Origin of the sequence: Pseudomonas morbosilactucae (assembly GCF_023241715.1) — a bacterium.
Lineage (GTDB): Bacteria > Pseudomonadota > Gammaproteobacteria > Pseudomonadales > Pseudomonadaceae > Aquipseudomonas > Aquipseudomonas morbosilactucae.
In genome coordinates this window covers 52,235-69,413 of record NZ_JALQCW010000068.1, presented here as the reverse complement: position 1 = coordinate 69,413, position 17,179 = coordinate 52,235, and the positions used below count along the sequence as shown (strand labels likewise).

Annotated in this window: 16 protein-coding genes and 1 pseudogene; 8 read left to right on the top strand and 9 right to left on the bottom strand. The window is 64.6% G+C overall.

Translation table 11 applies throughout. The features are described 5' to 3' along the window. The coding region (locus tag M1B34_RS24245) for a mechanosensitive ion channel family protein (RefSeq protein ID WP_268266414.1) at positions 1–469 on the top strand (469 nt) is incomplete at its 5' end. Positions 470–478: 9 nt separating this feature from the next. On the opposite strand, the gene M1B34_RS24240 is transcribed toward M1B34_RS24245, so the two are convergent. Then, positions 479–4,789: a DEAD/DEAH box helicase gene (locus M1B34_RS24240; protein WP_268266413.1), complete on the bottom strand. Its 4,311-nt coding sequence runs from the start codon at positions 4,787–4,789 to the stop codon at positions 479–481. 224 nt (positions 4,790–5,013) lie between these two features. Here M1B34_RS24240 and M1B34_RS24235 point away from each other — a divergent pair, with 224 nt between their 5' ends. Together M1B34_RS24235 and M1B34_RS24230 are read left to right on the top strand one after the other, a co-directional pair. Beyond that, the gene (locus tag M1B34_RS24235; protein ID WP_123334564.1) at positions 5,014–5,898 is read left to right on the top strand and encodes a sugar nucleotide-binding protein; all 885 of its coding nucleotides are present in this window, start codon (positions 5,014–5,016) and stop codon (positions 5,896–5,898) included. After that, positions 5,891–6,820, top strand: coding sequence for an NAD-dependent epimerase/dehydratase family protein (locus M1B34_RS24230; protein WP_268266412.1), 930 nt, complete (start codon positions 5,891–5,893; stop codon positions 6,818–6,820). Before M1B34_RS24235 ends, M1B34_RS24230 begins: the two co-directional genes overlap by 8 nt. A gap of 60 nt (positions 6,821–6,880) precedes the next feature. Here M1B34_RS24230 and M1B34_RS24225 read toward each other — a convergent pair whose 3' ends face one another. The 5 genes from M1B34_RS24225 to M1B34_RS24205 all read right to left on the bottom strand — a co-directional run bounded on the left by M1B34_RS24225 (position 6,881) and on the right by M1B34_RS24205 (position 10,975). Continuing rightward, on the bottom strand, positions 6,881–7,579 hold the full coding sequence (locus M1B34_RS24225; RefSeq protein WP_123334568.1) for an OmpW/AlkL family protein: 699 nt from the start codon (positions 7,577–7,579) through the stop codon (positions 6,881–6,883). A gap of 130 nt (positions 7,580–7,709) precedes the next feature. Beyond that, on the bottom strand, positions 7,710–8,228 hold the full coding sequence (locus M1B34_RS24220; RefSeq protein WP_425273404.1) for a DUF3299 domain-containing protein: 519 nt from the start codon (positions 8,226–8,228) through the stop codon (positions 7,710–7,712). Between the two features lie 11 nt (positions 8,229–8,239). Continuing rightward, the gene (locus M1B34_RS24215; protein WP_268266411.1) at positions 8,240–9,505 is read right to left on the bottom strand and encodes an ABC transporter permease; all 1,266 of its coding nucleotides are present in this window, start codon (positions 9,503–9,505) and stop codon (positions 8,240–8,242) included. Between the two features lies 1 nt (position 9,506). Then, positions 9,507–10,217, bottom strand: a complete 711-nt coding sequence (locus M1B34_RS24210; RefSeq protein ID WP_268266410.1) for an ABC transporter ATP-binding protein — start codon at positions 10,215–10,217, stop codon at positions 9,507–9,509. Between the two features lie 152 nt (positions 10,218–10,369). Beyond that, complete coding sequence (locus M1B34_RS24205) at positions 10,370–10,975, bottom strand: DUF2796 domain-containing protein (RefSeq protein ID WP_268266409.1); 606 nt, start codon at positions 10,973–10,975, stop codon at positions 10,370–10,372. Between the two features lie 134 nt (positions 10,976–11,109). Between M1B34_RS24205 and M1B34_RS24200 the strand changes: the two genes are divergently transcribed. After that, positions 11,110–11,454, top strand: coding sequence for a hypothetical protein (locus M1B34_RS24200; protein ID WP_123334578.1), 345 nt, complete (start codon positions 11,110–11,112; stop codon positions 11,452–11,454). Positions 11,455–11,552: 98 nt separating this feature from the next. On the opposite strand, the gene trxA is transcribed toward M1B34_RS24200, so the two are convergent. The 3 genes from trxA to M1B34_RS24185 are packed head-to-tail and all read right to left on the bottom strand — an operon-like array spanning position 11,553 to position 13,622. Continuing rightward, positions 11,553–12,425, bottom strand: coding sequence for a thioredoxin (gene trxA, locus M1B34_RS24195; RefSeq protein ID WP_123334581.1), 873 nt, complete (start codon positions 12,423–12,425; stop codon positions 11,553–11,555). Between the two features lie 31 nt (positions 12,426–12,456). After that, positions 12,457–13,167: a class I SAM-dependent methyltransferase gene (locus tag M1B34_RS24190; RefSeq protein ID WP_268266408.1), complete on the bottom strand. Its 711-nt coding sequence runs from the start codon at positions 13,165–13,167 to the stop codon at positions 12,457–12,459. Then, complete coding sequence (locus M1B34_RS24185) at positions 13,164–13,622, bottom strand: YbaY family lipoprotein (RefSeq protein ID WP_123334585.1); 459 nt, start codon at positions 13,620–13,622, stop codon at positions 13,164–13,166. The genes M1B34_RS24190 and M1B34_RS24185 overlap by 4 nt, the downstream gene beginning before the upstream one ends. A 129-nt stretch (positions 13,623–13,751) precedes the next feature. Here M1B34_RS24185 and nrdR point away from each other — a divergent pair, with 129 nt between their 5' ends. The 4 genes and pseudogenes from nrdR to ribBA all read left to right on the top strand — a co-directional run bounded on the left by nrdR (position 13,752) and on the right by ribBA (position 17,162). Beyond that, complete coding sequence (gene nrdR / locus M1B34_RS24180; protein ID WP_185039323.1) at positions 13,752–14,216, top strand: transcriptional regulator NrdR; 465 nt, start codon at positions 13,752–13,754, stop codon at positions 14,214–14,216. Next, positions 14,213–15,345: pseudogene (gene ribD, locus M1B34_RS24175) on the top strand (bifunctional diaminohydroxyphosphoribosylaminopyrimidine deaminase/5-amino-6-(5-phosphoribosylamino)uracil reductase RibD). Before nrdR ends, ribD begins: the two are co-directional and overlap by 4 nt. A gap of 46 nt (positions 15,346–15,391) precedes the next feature. Further along, positions 15,392–16,054 carry a riboflavin synthase gene (locus M1B34_RS24170; protein ID WP_123334591.1) on the top strand — a complete coding sequence of 221 codons (663 nt, stop codon included), beginning with the start codon at positions 15,392–15,394 and terminating at the stop codon, positions 16,052–16,054. 16 nt (positions 16,055–16,070) lie between these two features. Then, a complete protein-coding gene (gene ribBA, locus M1B34_RS24165; RefSeq protein ID WP_123334593.1) occupies positions 16,071–17,162 on the top strand; it encodes a bifunctional 3,4-dihydroxy-2-butanone-4-phosphate synthase/GTP cyclohydrolase II in 1,092 nt (363 codons plus the stop codon). Positions 17,163–17,179: the final 17 nt, after the last annotated feature.

The window sequence follows — 17,179 nt, the reverse complement described above, 5'->3', positions numbered from 1 at the left end:
CTGGGTGGTGCTCGACTCGGGGCACGCGGGCACGGTGGAGGGCCTGACCATTCGCACCCTGCGCCTGCGCGACGGCAAGGGCTTCGTGCATTCGGTGCCCTTTGGCCAGATCAAGGCGGTGACCAACCAATCACGGCAATTCGCCTATGCGTTCTTCTCGGTGCAGTTCACCTACGACACCGATGTCGACAAGGCCATCGAGCTGATCCGCGAGGCCGGCCGTTCCATCACCGAGGATCCGTTCCTGAAGTACAACCTGCAGGGCACGCTGGATGTGTTCGGCGTGGACAAGATGGACCTCAATGGCGTGGTGCTGACCGCGCAGTTCCGCACCGTTTCCGGTGGCCAGTACGCGGTCAACCGCGCGTTCAACCAGCGCTTGAAAAAGCTTGTGGATAACTGCCCCGAGGTGCACTTCGCCCAGACTTATCCACAGCCGGTGGTGCTGCCCAGCCCTCCCGCCGTTTGACGGGGCGGCTCAGTGGCGGGTCAGTTTGTTGCGCAACTGAGCTGCTGCAGCCGGGTCCAGCTCCAGCCAGATGTGCTGTTGGCCGGCGATTTCGGCGGCCGCTGGCAGGCCGTCGCGATACACCAGCCGATTGCCGGCCAGCGCCGCGACCTTGGGCCCAGGCAACAAGGTGCCGGCCAGGTTCAGCGGGTCCACGCCGCAAACGCCGATCAAGCTGCCATCGAGGGGGCGGCGCCGCACTTCACGCAACAGGGGAATGGCTTCGGGCAGGGCAAATTGTTCCCCCGCCAGGCCGCTGACAAAGCGTCCGCCACGGATCTCGCCCCGGGCTTCCAGGCGATGCAGGGTGCGCAGCAGTTCGCGCCAACTGGGCAGCCAGTCCGCCTCACGCTCCAGTAAGCGCCAGAACAGCACGCCATATCGGCGCAGCAAGGTCATCACCACATGTTCCAGAGTGGCCTCCGGCAGGGCCCCGGGACGTGCGCCGGGCTCTGGGCTGCCCGGGCGGCGTAGCAGGGCCCAGCGCCCGGCATCGTCCATGCCACCGACAAAGGCCCCACGGCCTCGTCGGCTGCTGCGATTCTGGCGTTTGCTGGCCGGTGTGATCAGCGCCCGCAGGCCGGCAAAACTGTCGGCATTCACTTGGCCGGCCGCCACCAGCTCCTGCAAGGCGCTTTCCAGCTCGCTGCGCAGCAGGTGGGCTTCGTGGAGCAATTCATCGAAGAACAGGGCGCCGTGTTCGCTCAGGGCCTCGTGCACCTTGTGTGCCTTGGGTGACAGCTCACGAGTTTCACCTGGCGCGGTGAGTTCGCCCCACAGCGCCACTTGGCGGCGTGGCAGCAGCACGATGGGGGTGCTACGCAGGTTCGCGCCGGCAGTTTTGGGGTTGGCGCTCAGGCGGCTCCAGGCCACTTTGCCGCTGCGGCACAGCTCATCCAGCCAGTTCCCTGAGTAATCCTTGAGCCGCCCCGGCAACAGTTCGCTGTCCCAGGCACCGGCCGCCGCCGGGTAACCCTCCAACTGGCTGACCACTTCCCCGAGCATGGCGCTGCCCTGGCCCTGGGTGTGGCTGGACACGTGCTGCCAGTCGAACAGGAAACGCATGAAGTCCTGCAAGGACACCGGCTCGATTTCCCGGCGCAGGCGCTTGACCGTGTAGCGGTGAATGCGTGCCAGCAGGTGGCGTTCGCACCATTGCTCTTCAGTGCCTGCTGGGGTGAAGCGCCCACGCAGCACGTAGCCTTCGCGCTCCAGTTGCGCCAGAGCCTGGGTCACCTGGCCGGCGGGTAACCCCAGGGGTGTGGCGATCTGCGTCAGGCTCAGGGGGGCAAAACCGCTGAGCCGCGCGCGAATCACTTCCACTGCCGCCGCCTCCGGCGTCCAGGGCTGATCGAAGCCGGGCAGGGCGCTCAGGGGCGGCTGCAGGTCAGCCTGCGGATACAGCGTTTGCAGGCAGCACAGGCGTTCCAGTGGCAGCCACAACCCGCCGCCGTCGGGGCGTTGCAAACGACTGGCCCGGCCACTGGCGGCGAGGGCGCGCAACCACTCCGGCCAGTGGGTATTGGCCTGGGCTTCGGCGTCGCTGATGCAGGCCAGGTTCATCAGTGTTTCGTGCATTTCATCCACGCCGCCCGGTGCCGGCCAGGCTTCCAGGGCCACGGCTGCAATGGCTTCGGCGTCCAGGGCGCCGAGGTCGTCGGTGCTTTGCGGGTCGCTCCAGCGGCGACTGAGCACCGCCTGGGTACGTCGTTCTTCCAGGGGGGCATCGTCGAGAAAGGTGTAGGGCTTGGCGCTGAGAATCTCTGCCGCCAGGGGCGAGGGCGCCGGCAGGTCGCGGCTGATCAGGCGTACCTGGCCTTGCTCCATGCGCCGAAGCAGAGCCAGCCAACCTTGGCTGTCCATGGCCTCGTGCAGGCAGTCGTCGAGGGTTTGCTGCACCAGCGGGTGGTCGGGAATCTCGCGTTCGCCGGCGAGGTTTTCCAGGCAGGCGATCTGGTCGGGAAACACGCTGGCAATCAGGTCTTCACTTTTCATCCGCTGGATCTGTGGCGCCACCTTGCGCCCGCCGACGAAGCGCGGCAGGGCCAGGGCGACCCCGGCATTCCAGCGCCAGCGCACGCCAAACAGGGGCGCTTCCAGCAGGGCCTGGATCAGGATGTGTTCGGCGCTGTTGCTGTGCAGGTAGCGCCAGACGTCCGCCAGTTCGAAGCTGTGGCTGGTGGACAGTGACAGTACGATCGCGTCTTCGCTGGCGGCGGCCTGCAACTCGAAATTGAAGGTGCGGCAGAAGCGCTTGCGCAGGGCCAGGCCCCAGGCGCGATTGATGCGGCTGCCGAAGGGGCTGTGGATCACCAGTTGGGTGCCGCCGGACTCGTCGAAGAAGCGCTCCATGATCAGGCAGTCCTGGGACGGCAGCGCACCCAGGGATTGGCGCGCCCGGGCCAGGTAGTCCAACAGTTGCCCGGCGCTGGCGGGGTCCAGGCCCAGCTCTCCGGTCAGCCAGTCGAGCGCGGGTTGCAGGTTGCCCGGGGTGGCTGCGAGCCGCTCGTCCAGTTGCTGCAGCAGGCGGGCCACGGCGGCGGACAATTCGGCGCTGCGGCCCGGTGCCTCGCCCAGCCAGAACGGAATATTCGGCGGCTGGCCTTGGGCATCCTCGACCCGCACTTTGCCGGTTTCCACCCGCAGGATGCGGTAAGAGACGTTGCCCAACTGGAACACATCGCCGGCGATGCTTTCGACCGCGAAGTCTTCGTTGACGCTGCCGATGTTCAGCCCCTGGGGCTCCAGCAGCACGGCGTAGTCGGCGTTGTCGGGAATGGTGCCGCCACTGGTCAGGGCTGTCAGTTGGCTGCCGCGCCGGCCACGCAAGGTACCGCTCACGGCATCGCGGTGCAGGTAGGCACTGCGCAGCCCCTGGCGCCCGTTGTAGCCTTCGGCGAGCTGGCGCAGCACCGCCTGGAATTGGTTGGGGTCGAGGTCGGCGTATGGCGTTGCCCGGCGCAGCATCTCCAGCAGCGGCGTTTCGGACCATTCCTGGCAACTGACCTCAGCGATGATCTGCTGCGCCAGTACATCCAGTGGCGCGACGGGCAGCACCAGGCTGTCCAGCTCGCCGCGCCGCACGCTGTCGAGCAGGGCGGCGCATTCGATCAGGTCGTCGCGGGTCAAGGCGAACAGGCGTCCCTTGGGCGTGCCCCTGACCTGGTGCCCGGAGCGTCCGACCCGCTGCAAAAACGCCGAGATCGAACCTGGCGAGCCGATCTGGCAGACCAAGTCGACCTCACCAATGTCGATGCCCAGCTCCAGGGACGCGGTGGCCACCAGTACCTGCAATTCACCGCGCTTGAGGCGCTGCTCGGCATTCAGCCGCTGCTCCTTGGCCAGGCTGCCGTGGTGGGCCGCCACGGCCTGCTGGCCCAGGCGCTCGCTGAGGTGGCGGGTCAGGCGTTCGGCCAGGCGCCGGGTGTTGACGAAGACCAGGGTCGTGCGATGCTCGCGGGCCAATTCTGCCAGGCGCTCGTACAGCAGGTCCCAGACATCGTTGGCCATCACCGCCGACAAGGGGGTGGGCGGCACCTCGATTCCCAGGTCCCGGGGGCGAGCATGGCCGATGTCGACAATCTCGCAAGGGCGACCCCGGCCCACCAGGAAGCGCGCCACGGTGGCAATGGGTTTTTGCGTGGCCGAAAGGCCGATGCGCAGCAACGGTTCGGCACACAACGCTTGCAGTCGTTCAAGGCTCAGGGCCAGGTGGCTGCCGCGCTTGCTGGCGGCGATGGCATGGATTTCGTCGACGATTACCGTGCGGGCGGTGGACAGCATCTGGCGGCCCGAGTCCGAACCGAGCAGCACATAGAGGGATTCCGGTGTGGTCACCAGAATATGCGGCGCGCTTTTGCGCATGGCCGTGCGCTCTTTTTGCGCGGTGTCGCCGGTGCGTACGGCGGTGCTGATGGACAGTTCCGGCAGGCCGAGCACGCGCAACTGTTCGGTAATGCCGGCCAGTGGGGTTTGCAGGTTGATCTGGATGTCGTTGCTCAAGGCCTTGAGCGGTGAGACATAGATCACCAGGGTCTGGGCCGGCAGCGTGCCGCCTTGGGCCAGGCCCTGTTGCACCAGGTCGTCCAGCACCGCGAGGAAGGCGGTCAGGGTTTTGCCGGAGCCGGTGGGGGCGGCAATCAGGGTGGAGCGACGCTGGCGGATCAACGGCCACGCGCGGGCCTGGGCCGGGGTGGCGGCGGGGAAGGCGAGCTGGAACCAGGCGCTGACCGCCGGGTGAAAACCGGCCAGGGCGTTGTCCACGCAGTGGGGAAGATTCATGGAGGATTTATGCGGCCGTCCCGGCCAAGTTGCAAGCCTGGCCTGTCGGCATTCGTAGACGGCGGGATCGGGCTGCGCCAAATGGCCGGCGCCTCAACACTTTCTCAGTGACGGTTGCGCCGGAAACCCGCAAAATGCAACGATTCTGGCTACTCTCAATGACCGAGCCTCCAGGCTTGGCCACTTAAAACCATCGTTCTGAACAGATTGGGCCTGCTGACTCTATGCGAATGCGCCTTATGTTACTGGGCGGCGGAAATGCCCTTGGGCAGGCGCTGATTCGCCTCGGTGCGGAGGAAGACATCGGTTTCCTCGCCCCTCGTCCGCCGCAAGACGGCTGGGACGCCGCGAGCCTGACGCAACTGCTCGACGACACCCGTCCGGATGCCTTGATCAACCTTGCCTACTACTTCGACTGGTTCCAGGCGGAGTCCGTGCCCGAGGCGCGCCTGGCTGGCCAGGAACGGGCGGTGGAGCGTCTGGCCGAACTCTGTCAGCACCACAATATCGTCCTGCTGCAACCGTCCAGTTACCGGGTGTTCGACGGCTCGCGGGCCACGGCCTACAGCGAAAAAGACGAACCCATTCCCCTCGGCCTGCGTGGCCAGGCGCTGTGGCGGATCGAGCAGAGCGTGCGCGCCACCTGCCCGCAGCACGTGTTGCTGCGCCTGGGCTGGTTGCTCGACGACAGCGCCGACGGCATTCTCGGGCGCTTCCTGGCACGGGCCGAACAGCCGGGGGAACTGCTGATGGCCGACGACCGGCGGGGCAACCCGACGCCGGTGGACGATGCCGCACGGGTGATCATTTCCGTGCTCAAGCAACTCGACTGCGCGGCGCCGCTGTGGGGCACTTACCACTATGCCGGGCAAGAGGCGACCACCGTCCTGGCCTTGGGGCAGGCGGTGCTGACCGAAGCCCGGCAACTGCATGCCCTGGCCATCGAAGCACCCACCGCCCAGGCCCACGCTGCGAGCCCTGACGTGGCCGAAGAGCCGCAGCACGCGGTACTGGCCTGCAAGAAAATTCTTCACACCTTCGGGATCAAGCCGCGTGCCTGGCGCGCGGCGCTCCCGGCTTTACTGGATAGGTTTTATCGTCATGGCTGAAGGCCCTGTATTGATCACCGGCGGTGCCGGCTTCATCGGTTCGCATCTGGTCGACGCTTTGCTCGCCAAGGGCTACTCGGTGCGCATCCTCGATGACCTGTCCACCGGCAAGCCCGGCAACCTGCCCCTGGGCAATCCCCGGGTTGAATTGATCGAGGGCGATGTCGCCGATGCCGCGCTGGTGGCACGGGTCATGGCCGGCTGCCAGGGCGTGGCCCATCTGGCGGCGGTGGCTTCGGTACAGGCGTCGGTGGACGACCCGGTGCGCACCCATCAAAGCAATTTCATCGGCACCCTGAACGTCTGTGAAGCCATGCGCCAGGCCGGGGTCAAGCGGGTGTTGTTCGCTTCCAGCGCGGCGGTCTACGGCAACAATGGCGAAGGTGAGTCGATCGATGAAGAAACGCCCAAGTCGCCGCTGACGCCTTACGCGGTCGATAAGCTGGCGAGCGAGCACTACCTGGACTTCTATCGCCGCGAGCATGGGCTGGAGCCGGCGATCTTTCGCTTCTTCAACATCTTCGGGCCGCGTCAGGACCCGTCTTCGCCTTATTCCGGGGTGATCAGCATTTTCAGCGAGCGGGCCCAGAAAGGCCTGCCCATCACCGTGTTTGGCGACGGCGAGCAAACCCGGGATTTCGTCTACGTCGAAGATTTGGTCGATGTGTTGGTACAGGCCCTGGAAGCGCCGCAGTTGGAAGTCGGTGCGGTCAACGTTGGCCTGAACCAGGCCACCACCCTCAAGCAGATGCTTGAAGCCCTGGGGCAAGTGGTGGGGCCGCTGCCGCCCATCAGCTATGGTCCGGCACGGGCAGGGGACATCCGTCATTCCCGGGCCAACAACCAGCGGTTGTTGCAGCGCTTCACCTTCCCGGAGCAGACCCCGATGAACGTCGGACTGGCTCGACTGATGGGCCGCTGAGGTTTTTCAGCGAGACAAAAAAAGGCGCCTGTGTAGGCGCCTTTTTTGTGCGTGGATACCTTAGAACTTGTAGCCCAGGCCCACCATGTAGACCCATGGATCAACGTCCACATTGACCTTGGCACGGGTGCCCGGCGCTACGCTGTTATTGTCCACGTAGGCGCGGGTGTCGATGTCGATATAACGGACCTGGGCGTTGATCATGACCTTGTCGGTCAGCATGTAGTCGGCACCCAGTTGCCAGGCCATGCCCCAGGAGTTCTTGGCGCGGAAGTTATCGAAACCGGCGGCGTTGGCCTCGCTGCCGACGTGCTCGTCATAGATCCAGGTGTAGTTGATGCCGGCGCCCACGTAAGGCTGGAAGGTCGACTTATTGTCCAGCGGGTAGTAGACCACACTCAGGGTCGGCGGCAGGTGCTTGAGGGTACCGAGCTTGCCGTTGGCAGGGGCCAGGCTGGTGCCTTTGATTTTCACGTCGTGTTCGAACGGTGAGGCCGCCAGCAGTTCGATGCCCACGTGGTTGGTGAGCATGTAAGCGAAGTTCAGGCCCAGTTGGGTGTCGCTGCTCATGGTTGCCTTGCCGCCCAGGTCGGTCCCTGCTGCCGGGCCGCGATCGACCTTGACGCTGGAACTGTCGGCTTTTGGATTGACGGTGATTGCACCGGCGCGAACGATGATTTCGCCGGCTTCGTGAGCGTTGGCAATCGGGGCAGAAAGGGCGAGCGCGACGAGGGAGGCGCTGAGCAAGGACTTGTGCATGGGAGGCTCCAAAGGACGTTTCAAATTGACTGGGGCCAATGTTAAGGATCGTCAACGACGAGCCTTTGACTCAGCTCAATGAAAACGTGATGCCCTGGGAGCGGGTTGAACTATTCTCTTGGGCCGGTAATTACTCCGGCAATTCGTACACGTAGATCTTCTCGGCTTCCATCTGATACCCGGCATCTGCCAGCTCGCTGGTGGACGGCTTGACCTGCATCGCGCCTTCGATCCAGTACGGTTGGTACAACTCATCCAGCTTCACCCCGACTTCGCTGGTGACGTGGACGATCTGGTTCGATGGCGGTGGCGGCACATGGATGCAGGCGCCGAAATAGGGCACCAGCAGGAACTCGGTGGTACGGCCTTCTTCGCTGACTTCCAGGGGCACGATGTACCCCGGCAAGCGCACCGCTTGGCCGTTGAGTGCCTGCACCACCGGCGCGTTGGGCAGGTCCTGCTTGGCCGCTGGCGCCGACTCGGCAGACAGGGCATCGCTCATCTGCGACAGGTCGTGCAGGGGCTGCATGTTCGGCACTTCCGGCGGGGCGTCGGCAGGGATCATCTCCGACCAGGCCAGGTCTCGCGGGGCGGCTGCCCACAAGGGCGTGGCGACCAACAGCAACAGCGCAAACAACACCCGCGACATCAACAAACTCCTCATAAGCGAATCGACAGGCCATCGGCCAGGGATTGCCGGTAGGCGCGCCAGGCCGGCACGCTGCCCATCAGCAAGGCGGCGATCAGGATACCGCCCAACAGTGCCCACTCATACTCGCTGGGCCAGGCCAGGGGCAGGTACAGGCCGTAGGTCGACTGCACGTAGCCCTGGGCCAGGGCAATGCCCAGGTACAGCAACCCAAGCCCGGCCAGCACCCCGAACAGCGCCAGGGCAAAGGCTTCCAGCACCAGCAGGGTCGCGATGTGCCACGGGCGGGCGCCCACCGAGCGCAGGATGGCCATTTCCCGACGTCGCTCGTTGAGGCTGGTGAGGATCGCCGTGAGCATGCCGATCAAGCCGGTCAGGACCACGAACAGCGACACCACAAACAGGGCTTTTTCCGCCGTCCCCATGAGGCTCCAGAGCTCCTGCAAAGCAACGCCCGGAAGAATGGCCAGCATCGGTTCGCCGCGGAATTCGTTGATCTCCCGTTGCAGGGCAAAGGTGGAGATCTTGCTGTTCAGGCCGAGCATGAAGGCGGTGATGGCCTGGGGCGTGAGGTCCATATTGCGTGCCTGGTCGGCGTTGATACGGCCTTCGCCACGGGCCGGCACGCCGTTGTGCCAGTCGATGTGGATCGCTTCCATGCCGCCCAGGCTGATGTGCAGCGTACGGTCCACCGGGGTGCCGGTGCGCTTGAGGATGCCGACCACGGTGAACGGCTTGTCATCGTGCTTGACCAGGCTTATGGCGGCCACGCCGTGGGCCAGCACCAGCTGGTCCCCCAGCTTGTAGTGCAGGGCGTCGGCGACTTCAGCACCCAGTACCACTTCGAATGGGTCCGTGGCGAAGGCACGACCGACCGCCAGTTGCAGGTTCTGCTGACGGCCGTACTGGTAGTGCTCGAAGTAGGCGTCGGTGGTGCCCATCACCCGGTAGCCGCGATGGGAGTCGCCGAGGGAGATGGGGATTGCCCACTTGACCTTCGGGTTGTTGGCGAAGTGCTCGAAGCTGTCCCAGCGGATGTTGTTGGTGGCGTTGCCGATACGGAACACCGAGTACAACAGCAGGTTCACCGAGCCGGAGCGGGCACCGACAATCAGGTCGGTGCCGCTGATGGTGCTGGCGAAACTGGTCCGGGCTTCAGTGCGCACCCGTTCCACGGCCAGCAGCAGGCACACGGAGAGGGCGATGGCGAAGGCGGTGAGGAGCGCGGTAAAGCGGCGGTTAGCCAGGCTGGACATGGCTAGACGGAACAAATACATCTCAGACCTCTGCGGGCGTGGCGGCGCGATTGAGTTCGGCGAGCGACAGGTTGCGATCGAACAGCGGTGCCAGGCTCTGGTCGTGGCTGACGAACAGCAGGCTGGCCCCGGCTTCGCGGCATTCGGCGAACAACAGCTGGAGGAAGGCTTCGCGGGCGTCGTAGTCCAAGGCCGAGGTCGGTTCGTCGGCGATCACCAGTTCCGGTTGGCCGATCAACGCCCGCGCGGCGGCGACCCGTTGCTGCTGGCCGATGGACAGTGAGTCGGCGCGACGGCTGAGCAGGTCGGGGTCCTTGAGGCCCAGGTGGGCCAGCAGGGTCGCGGCGGCCTGGTCGACGCTGCCGTGGCGCTGGATCGCCCGTGCGGCGCGCAGCTTGGAGAAGTGACAAGGCAGCTCGACGTTTTCCCGCACCGAGAGAAAGGGCAGTAGGTTGAACTGCTGGAAAATGTAACCCGTGTGGTCGACGCGGAAGCGATCACGGGCGCCGGCGCCGAGTTCGGTCAGCTCTTGGCCCAGCAGGCGAATGCTGCCGCGGTTGGGCTTTTGCACGCCGCCCAACAGGCCCAGCAGGGTGGTCTTTCCGCTGCCGCTGGGACCTTTTAGAAACAGCGTCTCGCCCGCCTCCAGGCGAAAGGCCGGAATGTCCAGCAACTCCGGGTGGCCGGGCCAACTGAAGCCCAGGTCAGACAGTTCGATCAATGCTTGGGTCATGTGAAATCAGTATTGCCTGCTGGCGAAGTTTCAAAAGTGGTGTCGCTCCCCGTAGGAGCCGGCTTGCCGGCGACTGCATCGCTAAGGTTTGCGTGACAGACCGCAGCGTTTGCATCGCTGGCAAGCCAGCGCCTACAGGGGCCGGGTTCCAATCAGAATTTAACGGTGGCTGACTGAACCGTCGCTTCCACACCTTGCTGACCGCTCGGGCCGATCAGTTGTACCTGAATTTTCTGGGTGGCGGGGAAGGTCTTGAAGACTTGCCCCAAGTCCAGGTTCTTTAGTGCGGCCGGCGTGGCACAGGTGAATTGATAGTGGGCGTGGATCTCGCTGTGTTCGTGGTGATGCTCGTGGCCGTCGGCGTCTTCGTCGTGGTCGTCATCATCATGATCGTGGTCATCGGCATCCGGCTTGTCACCGAACAGCGGGCTTTCCAGTTCCTGCTTGGCCACGACGCAACCGGCGGCCTTGGGCAGGCTGAACAGGGCCAGGGGGTGTTCCAGCTGGGCCCGTGCGGCGGCGACCTTGGCCTTGTCGGCGTCGGTGCTGGCGGCGTGTTCGAAGCCCACCAGGTTCATGGCCGGGCTTTCCAGCTCCAGTTCCAGGTTCTTGCCGTCCAGCGCTGCGTTCAGGCGCGCGACGCCGTGTTCGTGGGCGCCGAGGCTGCCATGTTCGTGCTCGTGATCATGGGGTTCGGCAGCCTGGGCAATGGCCAGCGGCAACAGGGCGAACGGCAAGGCAAGAAGCAGGCGGCGCATAGCGTGTCTCCAGGAGGAAGATGAAGATAATGTTATGTGATCTTATAACAATAAGGCGCAGAGTTTGACCGCCCGCTTGGCGTTATGCAAGACGCGTGGGAGCATGCCCGACAGAAATAATCGGGAGCAGGGCAATGGTGCGGATTCGTGGAAGCATCGGCGATTGGCCGGTGGACTTGACCCTGGAGCTGGATGCCGGGGAGTGGGCGCAACTGGGCGCGCAGTTGCAGGCGAGTACGCCGGAAATGGCTGCGGCGCCGGTGGCCAGGCCCGTGAGTCAGGATGATGCAGTGTGGCAGACCGCCAAGGACCTGCTGCGCCAGGCCGGACAACTCAGCGGCCCGGACTTGCTGGAGCAACTGGAGGGCCTGACCGGCAGCGCCGGTGCCGGTAAGCGTTTGTTGGTGCGCTTGCGTCACTGCGCTGAAGTCAAGGTGGTGAGCGGCGCCGATACGCCGCTCTACAGCTGGGTGCAGTGATCCTGTAGGAGCCAGCTTGCTGGCGAAGGCACCGTACCTGGCAAAACGCATTCGCTGGCAAGCCAGCTCCTGCATGGGCCAGCGCAGGCGTACAAGGATCAGTACAGGGCGGCGAACAGTTTGCGGCGGTAGGCGGTGACCAGCGGGTGATCGTTGCCCAGCAGGTCGAAGACTTGCAGCAAGGTCTTGTGGGCGATGCCTTCGTTATAGCTGCGGTTGCGCATGAACAGTTTAAGCAGGGCTTCCAGCGCCGCTTCGTACTGCTGGCGGGCCAGTTGCTGGATCGACAGCTGGTAGGCCGCTTCGTCGTCGAGCGGGTCCTTGGCCAGGCGCGCCTTGAGATCCGCGGCATCCGGCAGGTCGGCCGCTTGCTTGAGGAAGGTGATCTGGGCCTTGGCGCCGGCCAGGGCAGCCTTGTGCTCGTCACTCTTGACCGCATCCAGCACGGTCTGGGCTTCCCCCAGCTCACCGCGCTCGGCCAGGCAGCGGGCGTACAGAATCAGCGCCTTGGCGTTGCTGTTGTCTTCCCCCAGCAGGACTTTCAACGTGGCTTCAGCTTCGGCAATCCGCCCTTCGGCGAACAGCGCCTCAGCCTGCTCCAGGGGATCGGCCGCTGCCGGTGGTGGCATCTGTACGTGGGGTTCGAGCATGGCCCGCACTGCGGATTCCGGTTGCGCACCGGCAAAACCGTCCACCGGTTGGCCGTCCTTGAACAGCACCACGGTCGGCAGGCTGCGAATGCCGAAGCGGGCGACGATGTCTTGCTCGATGTCGCAGTTGACCTTGGCCAGCAGCAACTCGCCCTGATAGCTCTCGGCAATCTGTTGCAGCATCGGCATCAGCGCTTTGCAGGGTGCGCACCACTCGGCCCAGAAATCCACCAGGACCGGTTTGTGGAAGGAGTTTTCGATCACCGACTGATCGAAGTCGGCGGTGCTGGCGTCGAAGATGTACGGCGTGTCCTGACTCATGGGGTCTCTCGAATAAGCGGGAATGGAGCCACTATAAAGTTGCGCGGGATAGATCGCCATCGCCTGTAGGCGCCAGCGCAGCGGCAAATGGCCGTTGTGCGTGGTACAGGCTCACGTTGCGAAATTCCCAGGGCTCGGCCAGGTCCGGCAGGGTCAGGGCGTTGAGGCTTTCCAGGCGCTGATACAGCGGGTGCTGGAAATCCCTGACCCGGGAATCCGCCACCAGGGCTTGCTGCCCGCGACTGAGGAACTGGTCCAGCAGCGGCAGGTTGGCGCGGTCATAGAGCACGTCCGCCACCAGGATCAGATCAAAGCGATCGGCCTCCGCGAAGAAGTCCGTGGAGTAGTTCAGTTCCACCCCGTTGAGTTCGGCATTGGCCCGGCAAGCCGCGATGGCCAGCGGGTCAAGATCGCAGGCCACCACTTCCAGGGCCCCGGCCTTGGCCGCAGCAATGGCAGCCACCCCGGAGCCGGCACCGAAGTCCAGCACCCGCTTGCCGGCCACCCAATGGGGACGTTCGGCCAGGTAGCGGGCCAGGGCCAGGCCGCTGGCCCAGCAGAAGCACCAGTAGGGTGGCTCATGGAGGATGCGCCGGGTTTCTTCCGGAGTGAAGGCTCGGTCCATGTTGTCGGCGTCGATCAGCCAGAGTTTCAGCAGGGTGTCCGGCAGCTCGCTGGGCACCAGTTGGGCGTCGCCCAGCAGCTCACTCAAGGCATCTTGCAGGTCGAGCGGCACCTTCATGGGGCTTTGACAAACTGCAGCGAGCCCAGGGCTTGGGTGGTGGCCTGGTCGATGCGCACGGCCGGCAGGTGCAGAATCAGTTGCCCGGACTGGCTGGCGCGCCCACGCAGTTCAACCCGCGCCCCGGCCGGAAATGCCTCTGGGTCGAAGCGCAGGCGAAACGGCAGGGCCTGGTTATTGCCGGTCAAATTACTGTTGGCCAGCAAGCGTTGCGGGCGCCCGCGCTCGTCGATCACCAGTAGCGCCAGTTCAACTTCGGCACCGGCCGGGATGCCTTCCAGGGCGCCGCTGAGTTCGCGTTGATAGGCCGGCAACGGCCCCAATTCGGCGGGCGCCTGAGGTTTTTTGACCGATTGCTGGGGGCTGGGAGCCGGTGCCGGGGTAGACGGAGGGTTGCTGCTACAGGCGACCAGCAGGCTGACGAGGCTGAGCAAAACGAGCGGTCGTAGGGGCATCTGAAGCTCCAGCAAAGCGAAATTTCGTGTGCGAAACATAATAGTCGGTCTGTATACCGTAAAGGCTATGGCTTGTCTTGCCAGTGGGATGCGCTACCATGGCCCTCCCTTTTTTTGTTGCCTGCCACCATGCACTGTCCCTTCTGCGGTGCCAACGACACCAAGGTCATCGACTCGCGACTGGTCGCCGAAGGCGAGCAAGTCCGCCGCCGGCGTGAATGCCTGGCCTGTGGTGAGCGTTTCACCACGTTCGAAACCGCTGAACTGGTGTTGCCGCGCCTGATCAAGACTGACGGTAGCCGCCAGCCCTTTGACGAAGAAAAACTCCGCGCCGGCATGCAGCGCGCCCTGGAAAAACGCCCGGTGAGTGTCGAGCGTCTGGAAGCTGCTTTGGTGCATATCAAGCACAAGCTGCGAGCCACCGGCGAGCGCGAGGTCAAGTCCCTGGTGGTGGGCGAACTGGTCATGGGCGAGCTGCAAAAGCTCGATGAAGTGGCCTATATCCGTTTCGCCTCGGTCTATCGCCGCTTCCAGGACCTCAATGAATTCCGCGAAGAGATCGACCGTCTCGCCCGCGAGCCGGTTAAAGAATGACGCCCACGCCTGAGCAGTCCGTCCTCGACGCCCATTACATGGCCCGAGCCCTGGAACTGGCCCGCAAGGGTTGGTACAGCACCCATCCCAACCCACGTGTCGGCTGCGTGATCGTGCGTGACGGCCAGGTGGTCGGCGAAGGTTGGCATGTGCGCGCCGGCGAGCCCCACGCTGAGGTCCATGCCTTGCGTGCGGCCGGCGAGCTGGCCCGCGGTGCCACCGCCTACGTGACCCTCGAGCCCTGCAGCCATCACGGTCGTACCCCGCCGTGCGCCGACGCCCTGGTGAATGCCGGCGTGGCGCGGGTGGTCGCAGCCATGCAAGACCCCAACCCGGAAGTGGCTGGCCGTGGCCTGCAACGCCTGGCCCAGGCCGGTATCGAGATTGGCAGCGGCGTGCTCGAAGGCGAAGCACGGTCGCTGAATCAGGGGTTTCTCAAGCGTATGGAGCACGGCCTGCCTTATGTGCGGGTCAAGTTGGCCATGAGCCTGGACGGACGCACCGCCATGGCCAGTGGCGAAAGCCAGTGGATCACCGGCCCGGCCGCACGTTCTGCGGTGCAGCGCTTGCGGGCCCAGGCCAGCGTGGTGCTGACCGGCGCTGACACGGTGCTGGCCGATGCCGCCCGGCTCACGGTGCGCGCGCAGGAATTGGGCCTGGACGAGGAACAGACCGCCCTGGCCCTGAGTCGCCCACCCTTGCGCGTGCTGATCGACGGCCGTCTGCGGGTGCCTCTGGACGCGCCGTTCTTCAAGGCCGGGCGGCCCTGGTTGCCACCTGCGCAGCCGTGGAGGAGCAATACGCCAATGGCCCTGAGTGCCTGATCGTTCCCGGGGCGGACGGAATGGTTGATCTGCGTCGCCTGCTGCTTGAGCTGGCGGGGCGTGGGGTCAACGACGTTCTGGTGGAGGCCGGCCCGCGCCTGGCGGGTGCCTTCGCGCAACAAGGCCTGGTGGATGAGTACCAGATCTTTGTGGCCGGCAAGTTCCTCGGCTCTTCGGCCCGACCGCTGCTGGACTGGCCGCTGGCACAGATGGCGGATGCGCCGGTGCTGAAAATCATTGAAATGCGCGCTGTGGGCGATGACTGGCGAGTCACCGCCATTCCTGTGCCATCAGCGAGCGTATAATTCCCAGCTTTCGCGCCGACAAGGCCCTGTTCTCGAGGAGGACTCCATGTTCACCGGCATTATCGAATCCATCGGCAGCATCCGTGCATTGACCCCTAAAGGCGGAGATGTGCGGGTCTATGTAGAAACCGGCAAGCTTGACCTGGCCGACGTAAAACTGGGCGACAGCATCGCGGTGAACGGCGTCTGCCTGACCGCGGTCGAGTTGCCCGGTGACGGTTTCTGGGCCGACGTCAGCCGCGAGACCCTGGACTGCACCGCCTTCCATCAATTGAAAAGCGGCAGCCGGGTCAACCTGGAAAAAGCCCTTACCCCGACCACCCGCCTGGGTGGTCACCTGGTCAGCGGGCACGTCGATGGCGTCGGTGAAGTGGTGGCGCGGGAAGAAAATGCCCGGGCCATTCAGTTCCGCATCCGTGCCCCCAAGGAGCTGGCCAAGTACATCGCTCACAAAGGCTCGATCACCGTCGACGGCACCAGCCTGACGGTCAACGCGGTCAATGGCGCCGAGTTCGAACTGACCATCGTTCCGCACACCCTGGCCGAAACCATCATGGACGACTACCGTCCGGGCCGGCAGGTGAACCTCGAAGTCGACCTGCTGGCGCGTTATCTGGAGCGCCTGCTGCTTGGCGACAAGGCAGCAGAGCCTTCCAGCGGCGGCATCACCGAAAGTTTTCTGGCCGCCAACGGCTACCTCAAATCCTGACTCAAGGGGGTGCCGCGTGGCGCTCAATAGCATCGAAGAACTGGTTGAAGACATCCGCCAAGGCAAGATGGTCATCCTTATGGATGACGAAGATCGCGAGAACGAAGGCGACATCATCATGGCCGCCGAGTGCTGCAAGGCTGAACACATCAACTTCATGGCCAAGCACGCCCGCGGCCTGATCTGCATGCCGATCACCCGCGAGCGCTGCGAGCTGCTCAAGCTGCCGCTGATGGCTCCGCGCAACGGCTCGGGTTTCGGCACCAAGTTCACCGTGTCCATTGAAGCCACTGAAGGCGTGACCACCGGCATCTCCGCCGCTGACCGCGCGCGCACTGTACAAGCGGCGGTTGCCAAGGACGCCAAGGCCGATGACATCGTCAGCCCCGGCCATATCTTCCCGTTGATGGCCCAGCCTGGCGGTACTTTGGCCCGTGCCGGTCACACCGAAGCCGCGTGCGACCTGGCGCGCATGGCCGGGTTCGACCCGAGCGGTGTGATCTGCGAAGTGATGAACGACGACGGCACCATGTCCCGTCGCGCCGAGCTGGAAGCCTTCGCTGCCGAACATGACATCAAGATCGGCACCATTGCCGACTTGATTCACTACCGGATGATCCACGAACGTACCGTTCAGCGGATCTCCGAGCAGCCTCTGGACAGCGAATTGGGCCAGTTCAACCTGGTGACCTATCGTGATTCGGTGGAAGGCGATGTGCACATGGCCCTCACCCTGGGCGAAATCTGTGCCGAACAGCCGACCCTGGTCCGGGTGCACAACATGGACCCGCTGCGCGACCTGCTGATGGTCAAGCAACCGGGGCGCTGGAGCCTGCGGGCCGCCATGTCCGCAGTGGCCGAGGCCGGCAGCGGTGTGGTGCTGTTGCTCGGTCACCCCCTGGATGGCGACGTGGTCCTGGCGCATATTCGCGAAAGTGCCGATCACGCACCGGCCAAGACGCCGACCACCTACAGCATCGTCGGTGCCGGTTCGCAGATCCTGCGGGACCTGGGTGTGCGCAAAATGCGCTTGATGAGTGCGCCAATGAAATTTAATGCGATATCCGGTTTCGACCTGGAAGTTGTAGAATACGTGCCCTCCGAATAAAAGCCGCCCGCCAAAGG

Bases quoted from the DNA above. Each gene is read 5' to 3' on its own strand.
- M1B34_RS24240 (WP_268266413.1), bottom strand. From the start codon at position 4,789: ATGAATCTTCCCCACTGCGTGGACAACGCCCTGGCCGGTTTTCACCCG.
- M1B34_RS24235 (WP_123334564.1), top strand. From the start codon at position 5,014: ATGCGAATGCGCCTTATGTTACTGGGCGGCGGAAATGCCCTTGGGCAG.
- M1B34_RS24230 (WP_268266412.1), top strand. From the start codon at position 5,891: ATGGCTGAAGGCCCTGTATTGATCACCGGCGGTGCCGGCTTCATCGGT.
- M1B34_RS24225 (WP_123334568.1), bottom strand. From the start codon at position 7,579: ATGCACAAGTCCTTGCTCAGCGCCTCCCTCGTCGCGCTCGCCCTTTCT.
- M1B34_RS24220 (WP_425273404.1), bottom strand. From the start codon at position 8,228: ATGTCGCGGGTGTTGTTTGCGCTGTTGCTGTTGGTCGCCACGCCCTTG.
- M1B34_RS24215 (WP_268266411.1), bottom strand. From the start codon at position 9,505: ATGTATTTGTTCCGTCTAGCCATGTCCAGCCTGGCTAACCGCCGCTTT.
- M1B34_RS24210 (WP_268266410.1), bottom strand. From the start codon at position 10,217: ATGACCCAAGCATTGATCGAACTGTCTGACCTGGGCTTCAGTTGGCCC.
- M1B34_RS24205 (WP_268266409.1), bottom strand. From the start codon at position 10,975: ATGCGCCGCCTGCTTCTTGCCTTGCCGTTCGCCCTGTTGCCGCTGGCC.
- M1B34_RS24200 (WP_123334578.1), top strand. From the start codon at position 11,110: ATGGTGCGGATTCGTGGAAGCATCGGCGATTGGCCGGTGGACTTGACC.
- trxA (WP_123334581.1), bottom strand. From the start codon at position 12,425: ATGAGTCAGGACACGCCGTACATCTTCGACGCCAGCACCGCCGACTTC.
- M1B34_RS24190 (WP_268266408.1), bottom strand. From the start codon at position 13,167: ATGAAGGTGCCGCTCGACCTGCAAGATGCCTTGAGTGAGCTGCTGGGC.
- M1B34_RS24185 (WP_123334585.1), bottom strand. From the start codon at position 13,622: ATGCCCCTACGACCGCTCGTTTTGCTCAGCCTCGTCAGCCTGCTGGTC.
- nrdR (WP_185039323.1), top strand. From the start codon at position 13,752: ATGCACTGTCCCTTCTGCGGTGCCAACGACACCAAGGTCATCGACTCG.
- M1B34_RS24170 (WP_123334591.1), top strand. From the start codon at position 15,392: ATGTTCACCGGCATTATCGAATCCATCGGCAGCATCCGTGCATTGACC.